This is a genomic window from Streptomyces anatolicus, assembly GCF_019400875.1.
Classification (GTDB): Bacteria; Actinomycetota; Actinomycetes; order Streptomycetales; family Streptomycetaceae; genus Streptomyces; species Streptomyces anatolicus.
The window spans coordinates 1-12,034 of the sequence record NZ_WMBF01000187.1 but is presented as its reverse complement, the minus strand read 5'-3'; the positions used below and the strand labels follow the sequence as shown (position 1 = coordinate 12,034).

The 12,034-nt window shown below is 68.8% G+C and carries 10 protein-coding genes, 3 tRNA genes and 1 CRISPR repeat array; of the genes, 6 read left to right on the top strand and 7 right to left on the bottom strand.

What is annotated here, in order from left to right; all coding sequences use genetic code 11:
• Positions 1–982: RNA polymerase sigma factor (locus tag GKQ77_RS18020; RefSeq protein ID WP_219689817.1), on the top strand; the 982-nt coding region annotated here is incomplete at its 5' end.
• A 100-nt stretch (positions 983–1,082) separates the two neighbouring features.
• On the opposite strand, the gene GKQ77_RS18015 is transcribed toward GKQ77_RS18020, so the two are convergent.
• The 4 genes from GKQ77_RS18015 to GKQ77_RS18000 all read right to left on the bottom strand — a co-directional run bounded on the left by GKQ77_RS18015 (position 1,083) and on the right by GKQ77_RS18000 (position 6,714).
• Positions 1,083–3,002 carry an ABC transporter ATP-binding protein gene (locus tag GKQ77_RS18015; protein ID WP_219689815.1) on the bottom strand — a complete coding sequence of 640 codons (1,920 nt, stop codon included), beginning with the start codon at positions 3,000–3,002 and terminating at the stop codon, positions 1,083–1,085.
• On the bottom strand, positions 3,002–4,735 hold the full coding sequence (locus GKQ77_RS18010) for an ABC transporter ATP-binding protein (protein WP_219689814.1): 1,734 nt from the start codon (positions 4,733–4,735) through the stop codon (positions 3,002–3,004). The genes GKQ77_RS18015 and GKQ77_RS18010 overlap by 1 nt, the downstream gene beginning before the upstream one ends.
• Before the next feature lie 174 nt (positions 4,736–4,909).
• Complete coding sequence (locus GKQ77_RS18005; RefSeq protein WP_219689813.1) at positions 4,910–6,337, bottom strand: xylulokinase; 1,428 nt, start codon at positions 6,335–6,337, stop codon at positions 4,910–4,912.
• A 74-nt stretch (positions 6,338–6,411) separates the two neighbouring features.
• Positions 6,412–6,714 carry a YtxH domain-containing protein gene (locus tag GKQ77_RS18000; protein ID WP_055527610.1) on the bottom strand — a complete coding sequence of 101 codons (303 nt, stop codon included), beginning with the start codon at positions 6,712–6,714 and terminating at the stop codon, positions 6,412–6,414.
• Between the two features lie 162 nt (positions 6,715–6,876).
• Between GKQ77_RS18000 and GKQ77_RS17995 the strand changes: the two genes are divergently transcribed.
• From GKQ77_RS17995 to GKQ77_RS17975, 5 genes are all read left to right on the top strand, one after another.
• Positions 6,877–6,949 (top strand) — tRNA-Asn (locus GKQ77_RS17995).
• 5 nt (positions 6,950–6,954) lie between these two features.
• Positions 6,955–7,027, top strand: a tRNA-Asn gene (locus GKQ77_RS17990).
• 187 nt (positions 7,028–7,214) lie between these two features.
• Positions 7,215–7,288: transfer RNA gene (locus GKQ77_RS17985), tRNA-Ile, on the top strand.
• A 425-nt stretch (positions 7,289–7,713) separates the two neighbouring features.
• Positions 7,714–7,947, top strand: a complete 234-nt coding sequence (locus GKQ77_RS17980; protein WP_073724608.1) for a type II toxin-antitoxin system VapB family antitoxin — start codon at positions 7,714–7,716, stop codon at positions 7,945–7,947.
• Positions 7,944–8,351 carry a PIN domain nuclease gene (locus GKQ77_RS17975; RefSeq protein ID WP_219689812.1) on the top strand — a complete coding sequence of 136 codons (408 nt, stop codon included), beginning with the start codon at positions 7,944–7,946 and terminating at the stop codon, positions 8,349–8,351. The genes GKQ77_RS17980 and GKQ77_RS17975 overlap by 4 nt, the downstream gene beginning before the upstream one ends.
• Positions 8,352–8,532: 181 nt before the next feature.
• Positions 8,533–9,791: a CRISPR direct-repeat array (repeat unit 29 nt; unit sequence GGGACCACCCCCGCATGCGCGGGGACCAC).
• A 120-nt stretch (positions 9,792–9,911) separates the two neighbouring features.
• On the opposite strand, the gene cas2e is transcribed toward GKQ77_RS17975, so the two are convergent.
• From cas2e to cas6e, 3 genes are read right to left on the bottom strand one after another with little or no spacing between them, the layout of a single operon-like run.
• Positions 9,912–10,271, bottom strand: coding sequence for a type I-E CRISPR-associated endoribonuclease Cas2e (gene cas2e, locus GKQ77_RS17970; protein ID WP_219689810.1), 360 nt, complete (start codon positions 10,269–10,271; stop codon positions 9,912–9,914).
• Positions 10,268–11,221, bottom strand: coding sequence for a type I-E CRISPR-associated endonuclease Cas1e (cas1e, locus tag GKQ77_RS17965; RefSeq protein ID WP_219689809.1), 954 nt, complete (start codon positions 11,219–11,221; stop codon positions 10,268–10,270). Before cas1e ends, cas2e begins: the two co-directional genes overlap by 4 nt.
• Complete coding sequence (cas6e, locus tag GKQ77_RS17960; RefSeq protein ID WP_219689808.1) at positions 11,218–11,940, bottom strand: type I-E CRISPR-associated protein Cas6/Cse3/CasE; 723 nt, start codon at positions 11,938–11,940, stop codon at positions 11,218–11,220. Before cas6e ends, cas1e begins: the two co-directional genes overlap by 4 nt.
• Positions 11,941–12,034: the final 94 nt, after the last annotated feature.

Sequence of the window (12,034 nt, the reverse complement as noted above, 5' to 3'; positions counted from 1 at the left end):
CCCCGAACCGGAAGCCCTCGAACCGGAGACGCTCGATCTCCCCGCCCCCCGCAGCCGCGCCGACACCGGCGGCCCGTCCTCCGACCTGTTCCGCCAGTACCTGCGCGAGATCGGCCGGATCCCCCTGCTCACCGCGGCGGAGGAGGTGGAGCTGGCCCGTGGCGTGGAGGCGGGCCTCTTCGCCGAGGAGAAGCTGAGCAACACCCCTGACCTGGACTCCCAACTCGCCCTGGACCTCGACAAGCTGGTCGTCATGGGCCGCATGGCCAAGCGCCGCCTCATCGAGGCCAACCTCCGCCTGGTCGTCTCGGTCGCCAAGCGCTATGTGGGGCGCGGGCTCACCATGCTCGACCTCGTCCAGGAGGGGAACCTCGGCCTGATCAGGGCGGTGGAGAAGTTCGACTACGCCCGGGGCTACAAGTTCTCGACGTACGCGACCTGGTGGATCCGCCAGGCCATGTCCCGCGCCCTCGCGGACCAGGCCCGCACGATCCGGGTCCCCGTACACGTCGTGGAGCTGATCAATCGCGTCGTCCGCGTCCAGCGCCGCATGCTCCAGGAGCGCGGATACGAACCGACGCCCGAGGAAGTGGCGGCCCAACTGGACCTGGCCCCGGAGCGGGTCAGCGAGGTGCTGCGCCTGGCGCAGGAGCCGGTCTCGCTGCACGCCCCCGTCGGCGAGGAGGACGACGTCGCGCTCGGCGACCTCATCGAGGACGGCGACGCGGCCTCACCCGTGGAGTCGGCGGCGTTCCTGCTGCTCCGAGAGCACCTGGAAGCGGTGCTCTCCACGCTCGGCGAGCGCGAACGCAAAGTCGTACAACTGCGCTACGGCCTGGCGGACGGCCGCCCGCGCACGCTGGAGGAGATAGGCCGCATCTTCGGCGTGACACGCGAACGCATCCGCCAGATCGAATCCAAGACTCTCAACAAACTGCGGGACCACGCCTTCGCCGACCAACTGAGGGGCTACCTGGACTGAAGCACTCCGTCCAGGAAGCGCCCCGAAGGGGCGCGGGGAACTGCGCGCTCAGCCACACGAGACCGGCACCCGCAGAACCCCGACACCCCCCACGACGCCCCTAGTCGACCTCGGCCACCGCCTCCGCGAACTGGGCCGCATACAGCCGCGCATACGCCCCACCCCCCGCCAACAAGGCATCATGCGTCCCCTGCTCCACAATCGCCCCGTCCTCCATGACCAGAATCATGTCGGCGTCCCGAATCGTGGAGAGCCGGTGCGCGATGACGAAGGAAGTGCGCCCGTGAGCGAGGCGAGCCATCGCCTTCTGGATGAGCACTTCCGTCCGCGTGTCCACCGAACTGGTCGCCTCGTCGAGCACGAGGATCACCGGGTCGGACAGGAACGCCCGCGCGATGGTGATGAGCTGCTTCTCACCCGCGCTCACGCCCGTGCCGTCGTCGTCGATGACGGTGTCGTACCCGTCGGGCAGCGTCCGCACGAAGCGATCCGCGTGGGCGGCCCGCGCCGCCTCCTCGATCTCCGCACGCGTGACGTCCTTCGCGGCGCCGTAGGCGATGTTCTCCGCGATGGTCCCGCCGAACAGCCAGGTGTCCTGGAGGACCATGCCGATACCGGCCCGCAGCTCGTCCCGCGACATCTTCGCGATGTCGACCCCGTCCAGGGTGATGCGCCCGCCGGTCACCTCGTAGAACCGCATGAGCAGGTTCACCAGCGTCGTCTTGCCCGCGCCGGTCGGCCCCACGATGGCGACCGTGTGGCCCGGGCCCACGACGAGGGACAGGTCCTCGATGAGCGGCTTGTCTTTGGCGTAACGGAAGGAGACGTGCTCCATCTCGACGCGCCCGCGCGGCCTCTCGGGGCGCTCGCCGGGCACCGGGTCGGCCTCCTGCTCCTCCGCGTCGAGGATCTCGAAGATCCGTTCGGCGGAGGCGACTCCCGACTGCACGAGGTTGGCCATCGAGGCGAGCTGCGTGAGCGGCATCGAGAACTGCCGTGAGTACTGGATGAAGGCCTGCACGTCACCGATCGACAACGACCCGGACGCGACGCGCAGGCTACCGACCACGGCCACGAGCACGTAGTTGAGGTTCGACATGAAGAACATCAGCGGCTGCATGACACCGCTGTTGAACTGCGCCTTGAACCCGGCCTCGTACAACTGCTCGTTCTGCTCGGCGAACGCCTTCGCCGACTCCTCGTGCCGGCCGAACACCTTCACGAGCGCGTGCCCGGTGTACATCTCCTCGATGTGCGCGTTCAGCTTGCCGGTGGTCTTCCACTGCTGCACGAACTGCGGCTGCGACCGCTTGCCGACCTTCGTCGCCACAAGGAACGACAGCGGCACGGTGACCAGCGCCACCAGCGCGAGCAGCGGCGACACCCAGAACATCATCACCAGCACGCCGATGATCGTCAGCAGCGAGTTGATGAGCTGGCCCATCGTCTGCTGGAGCGTCTGGTTGATGTTGTCGATGTCGTTCGTGGCACGGCTCAGCACCTCACCGCGCTGCCGCTTGTCGAAGTACGACAGCGGAAGCCGCGACAGCTTCTCCTGTACGTCGCCACGCATCCGGAAGACGGTCCGGTTGATGGCGCGGTTGGAGAGCCGCGTCGCCACCGCCATCAGCAGGCCCGCCGCCAGGAACGTGCCGAGCGCGAGCAGCAGGACCTCGCCCATCGCCCCGAAGTCGATGCCCTCGCCGGGCGTGAAGTCGACGCCGGTGAGCATGTCGGCCATGCCGCCGTCGCCCTTGTCGCGCATGCGCTCGATGACCTGTTCCTTCGTCAGGTCGCCGTCCATGTCACGGCCGACGATGCCCGCGAAGAGCAGATCGGTCGCCTTGCCGAGGATCTTCGGGCCGAGGACGGAGAGCGCGACGCTCAGGATCCCGGCCGCGACCATCCCGTACATCGTGGCCCGTTCCGGCTTGAACTGCGCGAGCAGCCGCCTGCCGGAGCCCTTGAAATCCATCGACCGGGAGTCGGGGCCCATCATCGGTCCGCCAGGACCAGCCATTACGCGGCCTCCGCTTCCGTCAGCTGGGAGAGGACGATCTCCCGGTAGGTCTCATTGCTCTCCATCAGCTCGTGATGGCCTCCGCTGCCCACCACCCGGCCCTCGTCGAGCACGATGATGCGGTCGGCGTCGCGGATGGTGGACACGCGCTGGGCGACGATGACCACGGTCGCCTCGGCGGTCTCCCGGGACAGGGCCCTGCGGAGCGCCGCGTCCGTGGCGTAGTCGAGCGCGGAGAAGGAGTCGTCGAAGAGGTAGATCTCCGGGCGCTGCACCAGCGTGCGCGCGATGGCCAGGCGCTGGCGCTGACCACCGGATACGTTCGTGCCGCCCTGCGAGATGGGCGCGTTCAGGCCCCCCTCCAGGCCCGCCACGAACTCCCTGGCCTGGGCGACCTCAAGGGCGTGCCACAGCTCCTCGTCCGTCGCGTCCGGGCTGCCGTAGCGAAGGTTGGTGGCGACCGTGCCGGCGAAGAGGTACGGCTTCTGCGGGACCAGGCTCACCGTCTTGGCGAGCAGCGTGGGCTCGATCATGCCCACGTCCACGCCGCCGACAAGGACCTGCCCCTCCGTAGCGTCGATCAGTCGCGGTACGAGGTTGAGCAGCGTCGACTTGCCGCTTCCGGTCGACCCGATCACGGCGGTCGTCTCGCCGGGCCTGGCGAGCAGGTCGATGACCTTCAGGACGGGCTCCTCGGCGCCCGGGTAACGGAAGCCCGCGCCCCGCAGCTCCAGATGCCCGTGGCTGCGCAGCTCACGCACCGGATCGGCCGGCGGCACCACGCTGCTCTCGGTGTCCAGGACCTCCTCGATGCGCTCGGCGCAGACCTCCGCGCGCGGCACCATCATGAACATGAAGGTCGCCATCATCACGGACATGACGATCTGCATCAGATAGGCGAGGAACGCGGTGAGCGCGCCGATCTCCATGCCGCCGTCGTCGATGCGGTGCGCGCCGAACCACACCACCGCGACGGAGGAGATGTTCACGACGGTCATCACGATCGGGAACATCAGCGCGAGCAGCTTGCCGGTGCCGAGCGAGACGTCGGTCAGATCGGCGTTGGCCTCGCGGAAGCGCTCCTTCTCGTACGCGTCGCGGACGAAGGCGCGGATGACGCGGTTGCCGGTGATCTGCTCGCGCAGCACGCGGTTGACGGTGTCGAGCCGCACCTGCATGGAGCGGAACAGCGGCCGCAGCCGCCGCACGATCAGGCTCACGCTGATGCCGAGCACGGGCACGACGGCGACCAGGATCCCGGAGAGCGGCACGTCGAGGCCGAGCGCCATCACGATGCCGCCGACGCACATGATGGGCGCGGTCACCATCAGCGTGAACGACATCAGGGCCAGCGTCTGCACCTGCTGGACGTCGTTGGTGGTCCGAGTGATCAGCGAGGGGGCGCCGAACTGGCCCACCTCGCGCGCGGAGAAGGACTGCACGCGGTCGAAGACGGCGGCCCGCACGTCGCGCCCGAGGGCGGAGGCGGTCCGTGCGCCGTAGAAGACGGCGCCGATGTTGCAGACCATCTGCACGACGGTGACGGCGATCATGATGCCGCCGTAGGTGAGGATGTAACCCGTGTCCCCCTGGACGACACCGTTGTCGATGATGTCGGCGTTCAGGGTGGGCAGATAGAGCGAGGCGCAGGTCTGCAGGAACTGCAGGAGCACCAGCAGGGCGATCGGTTTCTTGTACGGGCGCAGGTACGTCCGCAGGAGTCGTATGAGCACGCTCGGTCTCTCGAGGAGTCGGGTGTCGGCACGGTTGGCGAGGCCGCCCCTATCCTGCGACACCTGACCCCTCGGGGTGCAAGCGATTAACCCATGACCGAGTCAAAAATCAGCCCGGGTAAAGAAGTGGGTCAACCCTAAGGAGCGAGACCCCTCGGCCCCACGGCTCACGTCTCAGGCGAACGCCCCGGGGTGCGACTGCTCCCGCACCGTCGCGTACTGCTGCCGCACCGCCTGGCCCACCGCCAGCTCGTCGCCCGCCTCGAAGACCTGCGCGGCGGCGCCCTGCCAGAGCGGCAGTTGACCGGTCAGCGCCCACGCGGCCTGGCGCGCGGCGCCGATCGCGGCGTAGTCCGCGGGCTGCGGCACCACGACCTGCGTACCGAAGAGCATCGGGGCGGCCGCCTGTACGGCCGGCAGCTCGGCGGCGGCGCCCAGCAGGAACACGCGCCGCACCTCCACACCCCGCGCCCGCAGTACGTCGAGCGCGTCCCCGAGCCCGCAGAGCATGCCCTCGAACGCGGCCCGCGCCAGATGCTCCGGCCTCATCGACTCGCGCCGCAGCCCGGTCAGCGTCCCCGCGGCATGCGGCAGATTGGGCGTCTTCTCGCCCTCCAGATAGGGGAGGAGTACGAGGCCGTGGGCGCCCGGCGTCGACTTCATCGCCAGCGCGGACAGCTCCTCCAGATCGGCGAGGCCCAGCATCTCGGCGGTGCCGCGCAGCACGCGCACGGCGTTCAGCGTGTGGACCACCGGCAGGTGCAGGCCCGTGGCGTCCGCGAGGGAGGTGATCATCCCGTAGGAGTCGGCCAGCGCCTCGTGGTGCACCGCCATCACCGACCCGGAGGCGCCGAGCGAGACCACCGCGTCGCCCTGCCGCACCCCGAGTCCGAAGGCGGCCGCCATCGTCTCGCCGGTGCCCGCGGAGATCAGCAGCCCCTCGGGCGTGGTCCCCGCGGGCTCGGCGGGACCGATCACCTCGGGCAGCATCGCCTGGTGGCCGAGGGCCAGCTCGACGAGGTCGGGGCGGTACGAGCCGGTCGCCGCCGACCAGTAACCGGTGCCGGAGGCCCCGCCGCGGTCGGTCGTACGGCGCGCGGGACGGCCGAGGAGCTGCCACACCAGCCAGTCGGGGGCCTGCATCAGGGCGGCCACGTGCCGGGCGGCCTCCGGCTCGGTCCTCGCGAGCCAGCGCAGCTTCGTCACCGGCTGCGCGGACTGCGGCACGCACCCCACGGCCTGCGCCCAGGCCTCACGGCTGCCGAGGGCGTCGATCAGGTCGACGGCGGCCACCTGCGCCCGCCGGTCGTTGCCGACGAGCGCGGGGCGCACCGTGTTGCCGTGGCTGTCGAGCGGCACGAGGGCGTTCTGCTGGGCGGAGACACCGATCGCCTGCACGCCTTCGAGCAGCCCGCCGCCCGCGGCCTCGCCGAGGGAGAGCAGCCAGGCCTGCGGATCGACGTCGGCCGGCCGCCCGCCACCCTCGGCGCTCTCCAGCGGGTGCGGGGCGTAGCCCTGCTTGAGTACGGCGCCCGTGTCCGCGTCACAGACCACGATCCGCGTGAAATCGGGCGAACTGTCCAACCCTGCGACTATCCCCATGCGGGGAATTCTGCCGCACCGCGGGACGTGTCCCGTACCTGTGTTCGCTACCCGTGATCACTACGGGCCGGCCGCTATGTGTTGGTCGTGCCCCAGTCGTCCTCACCGGGACCCTGCCCCCGCTCGCGCAGCGACCGCACCCGGTCGGCCACCGAGTCGGGCATCTTGTCCCCGACCTTCTCGGAGACCGTGTGGAAGGCCTTGCCCGCCACCTCGCGCCCCTGCTGGCCCGCGGATTCGACGGTGTTGCGCACGGCCGGGTTCTGCGCGATCTCGCGGGCGGACTTCTTCAACTTCTCGTAGCGCTCGCGTCCGGCCCGGGTACCGAGTACGTACCCGAGGGCCAGTCCCGCCACGAATGTGAGCCGGTACCGCATGGCTGCCACCCTTCCCTTGCCTCGTCTGCCACTCGCCTACTGATCGGCTGAGGGATACCGATTGGCGGAGCACCCCCCTGCTTGCGCTAATGTATGTGTCGCAGCGAGCGCCCGCCGCCCGGAGAGTTCCCAGGTAGGTGCGTTCGATGCAGATCGAGACGATCCCCTGTAGCTCAATTGGCAGAGCAGCCGGCTGTTAACCGGCAGGTTACTGGTTCGAGTCCAGTCGGGGGAGCTCGGTCTCCTGTAGCTCAATTGGCAGAGCAGCCGGCTGTTAACCGGCAGGTTACTGGTTCGAGTCCAGTCGGGAGAGCTGTGAGGAAGGACCCCTGAGAGATCTCTCCGGGGTCCTTTTTCGTGCCCGGTGGAACCACACGGGCAGCCCTGCGGTCCTCATGGTCGGGCGATGCCACAGCGATGCCGACCATCCGAAGCAGGAGATCGTATGAGCGGCTATGCTGCGGCAGACGGCGCGCACAAATGTGCGCGACGCGCCGTTAGGGGCGGTAGCTCAGCCGGTTAGAGCAGCGGACTCATAATCCGTCGGCCGTGGGTTCGAGTCCCACCCGCCCCACCGGGCGTCCCCAGGCAGAATCGTTCTGGCCTGGGGAAACGTGTTTTCCGGGGACGTTTTGCGTGTGGCGGACGCCTAACGGCGGTGTGGCGAACGTGGATCTTCGAACATGCAGAACGAGCCTTGAGTGGCTGTGACCTGGGGTTTTGTAGGCCCCGCTCCTGCGGGGGCGTTAAGAAGGACCCCACGGCCGCCCCAGTGAGTGACCCGTCTGCACCGAACATCCGTGCCCCTTGGTCCCCAGCGAGGCAGTCCCGTCTTTTCGGGTTGCGGTGCCCGGCCAGGGGTGTTGTGGTTTCCGTGGCTTGCGGGTGTCTCTCGGCGATCGGGTCGTGTCTACCTCGTGCGTGCCAGCCCACGCAGGAGAACGTTGGTGATGTATCGTGGTTATGTACATCCTGGACTCGTGGTGAGGGGTGGCTGGTATGTCTGTTACTCAGGTCGATCTCGATGACGAGGCGCTGGCTGAGGCGATGCGGCTCATGGGTGTCTCGACGAAGAAAGAGACGGTCAACGGGGCTCTGCGGGACTACGTGGCGCGCATCAAGCGGCTGGAGGCTGCCGAGAAGCTGGCCGCGCGGGGCGAGCGGGGCGAGTTCGAGGCGGCGGCTGCGGCGCATGCGGCCGCGAAGCGCGCCCGGCGGGCAGCCTTCGAGTGATCACGTACCTCCTCGACACTTCCGCCCTCTGGCACCTCTTCCGTACGCCGGGGGCGTTGCTGCCCTGGGAAGGGCATATCGCCGCGGGCGTGTTCCATATCTGCGAACCCACGCGGGCGGAGTTCCTCTACTCGGCCACCAGCCCGGCCCACCGCGACGAGTTGGCCGAAGAGCTGGATGCTCTCTGCCAGTTCTCGCCGGTTCCCAAGAACGCGTGGCGTTGGGTCGAGACCGCGCAGTACAAGCTCACCCAGCAGGGGCAGCACCGCGCCGCCGGCGCCATCGATCTCTTGATGTGTGCGACAGCGACCCACCATGGCCACACGGTGCTCCACGTGGACAACGACTTCGCCACGGTGGCGGCGGTCCTCAAGGAAGTGCAGCAGCGGGACGTACGCGCCTGACTGCCGGCGGACGCATTCGGGATCCATCCCCGCACAGACGGGGACCGCACGGTCCAGGTCGGCGAGCTGGTCTTGGTTCGGGGACCACCCCCGCATGCCGGAGTCGACCAGCCCGCAGCATCAGGGACCCCCGCATGCGCGGGGACCACCTGCCGCTGCGTGTGCGCGATGTACCACGGAGGGGACCACCCCCGCATGCGCGGGGACCACGGCGGGCGCGGGGGGTCCTGGGAAGACGAGAAGGGACCACCCCCGCATGCGCGGGGACCACCCAGACCAAGTGCTGTCCCGGTCGGACTCTCGAGGACCACCCCCGCATGCGCGGGGACCACCAGGTGCTCCAGCTTCCGCAGCTGATCGCGAAGGGACCACCCCCGCATGCGCGGGGACCACCAGGTCGCCAGTACGCAGTCGGTCGTGCCGGGAGGCCACAGGGGACCACCCCCGCATGCGCGGGGACCACAGGAGCCGCTGCATGTTGTTCACCGTCTGCACGGGACCACCCCCGCATGCGCGGGGACCACACCTTGCAGAAGCCCGTCGCCTTGAGAGCTTCGGGACCACCCCCGCATGCGCGGGGACCACCGGGATCTCCTTGCGGAAGCTGAGTACAATGTGGGGCCACCCCCGCATGCGCGGGGACCACCACCTGCCTTCAAGGCCGTCGCCGACCCCAGCGGGACCACCCCCGCATGCGCGGGGACCACGACATCGTGTCCCCCCGGCCCGGACAGCAGAAGGGACCACCCCCGCATGCGCGGGGACCACCGTCAGATCGAGACCGCGGTCCGCCCCGCGCCGGGACCACCCCCGCATGCGCGGGGACCACCGAGGTCATGTGATCCGGGCCGTGGCGGCCGTGGGACCACCCCCGCATGCGCGGGGACCACCGACCGGAACAGGGAGGGGGACGTCATGGTGACGGGACCACCCCCGCATGCGCGGGGACCACCGGAGGTGTAACTCCTGTAGTGGTAAGTGGGCGGGACCACCCCCGCATGCGCGGGGACCACTTCAGGCACGGGCCATTGCTCTGGGGATCAGCGGGACCACCCCCGCATGCGCGGGGACCACTCCGAGTTCAGCACCTTGGCGATCTGGTTGTAGGGACCACCCCCGCATGCGCGGGGACCACTGGACCTGGACCTCGTCGCCGACCCCGGGCAGGGGACCACCCCCGCATGCGCGGGGACCACCTGAACTACTCCAAGCACCCGCCCTCGACCCTGGGACCACCCCCGCATGCGCGGGGACCACCGGGACCCAGAGAGGCCTCCTGACTAGACGAAAGGACCACCCCCGCATGCGCGGGGACCACCTGGGCACAGCCATGCACGCGGTGATCCCTGTGGGACCACCCCCGCATGCGCGGGGACCACCTCACCACTCACAGCTGGCAGCGGGTGGGACAGGGACCACCCCCGCATGCGCGGGGACCACGGTGAGTGACCTGCATGTCTATGGGCAGGGGTGCCCGCTTTTGCTTACTATCCAAGATTTCGACATAGGGCGTAAATGGGGCTTCGTGTCTGTGTGGGAAGCCCAGGTGTGCCGTAGTTGTCAGCCGCCGAACCGTCGTCGCTTCGACGCCTTGCTCCATCCCGAGCGAGGTGGTGACGGCTGACTGGCATCTGGGTGAGGAGCGGTGGGGGACGGGCGGTGGATCAGGGTCAGGCCTTCGTGGTCCACCGGGTTCCAGGCGTGGTCGTGGGTCTTGAAGGCGAAGCCCTGCTCGGTGTCGGTTTGGTAGGCCAGGAGAGCGCGGCCCTGGCCGGAGTACTGGCGTACTTCTGCCCACAGGATGTCTCGTACGCGAGCTGTGGGAGCGCCCAGGAAGACGCCGGGGGAGATCTCCAGGAGCCAGCGAGTGAGGAACCCTCTGAGTCCGGCGGGGCAGTTGGCGAGCACGATGACCGTCACCAGATCGATTCCTCTGTGCCGTAGTTGCGTCCGCCTTCGAGGTGCGCGCCGCCGTCTGACTGCACGGTCATGCGGTCCTCGTTGATGTCCGTGGCCGCCCGAGTGCCCGTGCAGCCGAGCAAGTTCTTGATGTCGCGCACACAGCGATCGAGCAGGTTCGTCTGGTTGATGCGGTCGCGTAAGGCCCTGCGAGTTCGGGAGGCGATGTCCTCTGCTCCTTCCGCGGCTGCGTCGAATGCTGCTGGGATGGCCACGTCTGTTTTGTAGAGGTCCGCGACGTCCAGTACGAAGGACCGTTCGTTGCCGGAGTGCACGAACCCCAGGGCGGGTGAGCAGCCGAGGGCGGAGACGACGGAGTGGGCGACGCCGTACATGCACTGTGCTGCCGCAGTGACCGCTTGGTTGGGCGGATCGCCGGCCGAGAAGTCCTCTCGGTGATATTCGCGTCGTCGCCACGGGACTCCGCTGCGGGTCGCCTCGCGTCCGTAGCACTCCTTGAGCCGCCGTCCCTCCATGCTCAGTAGTTCTTGGCGGGAGTGTCCGGCGGGGTCGTCGTGGGGAAACCGGAGACGGTACATCGCGCGGGCCACTTCGAGCCGGGTACGTCGGTTTGCCCAGAGGGTGGCCTGGGCCTCGGCCAGCGCTGACGAGCGGCTCAGGGCACGTCCGCCCGCGTAGAAGCGCACGCCGTGCTCGCCGACCCACGTCACGCCTGCTCCGCATTCGCCGAGCAGGGTCATGGCCTGGTGGGTGACTCGGGTGCCGGGGCCGAGGAGCAGTGTGCCGATGGTGGCGGATGGGATGTGGGTCACCCCGTCCGCGTCGGTCGCCGTGATCGCGTTGTCGTCGCGGTGGATGGTGCACCGCTCCAGGTAGACGAAGGACAGCCGGTCCCCGACTCGGGTGAGTTCACGCGGTGTGGATGTCGGCCTGCGTCCGATGGTGCTCACTGCGGGGTCGCCGGTGCGAGCGTCATCAGTCCGCAGCCGTACGCCTTGGCTTTGCCGAGGCCCTGGGTGAGTGTGCGGCGGAAGGCTTCGAGGTCGGTGATCTGCAGTCGCCCGTCGAAGGTCACCTTGGTGAAGCGGACGTCTTGGCGCGGTCGTTCTGCCGCAGGCCGGCGGAACTGGAGCGGCAGCTGGTCCCGCACGATGAGTTCGTGCTCGTCGCCGAACTGAGTCAACTGTTTGTCGGGGGCCTTGGGGAGCACTTCGAAGCCCGCCCTTTGCTGGCGCTCCAGCAGCCATCGCAGTTGGTGGCGTGGTGTGCAGTGTGCGGTGCGACGGGTGCGGGCGCCTGGTTTGTCCTGGGGCAGGTGGATGTTGTGGACGGGGTTGGCGGTGAGCCTGAAGCTCCAGGTGTCTCCGGTGGCGAGGGCATCGAGGAAGCCGGTGTAGGCGAAGGTGGCCCATCCGGGTTCGTCCAAGGTCGGCCAACCGGCCTGTTCGACGAGGTGCGTCAGGTCGGGCTGGTGGGGACTGACGATGTAGAGCTGGGTTCGTGCCTGATGGTCGTTGTCCAGGCGCCACAGGACACGTGGGCCCTGGCCGTCCCGTGCCGGTGGTTCGGGAAATGCCATGCTCACGGCGCCATGCATCAGATGGGGCGAGCCGAGGAGTCGACGGGCTCCGGAGCGTGCGGTGTTGAAGCAGAAGCGGGTCAGATACATCAGTGGATCCTCGGCAGTCCGGATTCCGGTGGTGTCTTGTCCGGGGGCCAGGCGGAGGCGGACGGTCCGTCGGCGGGTGGGAGCAGGCTGGTCG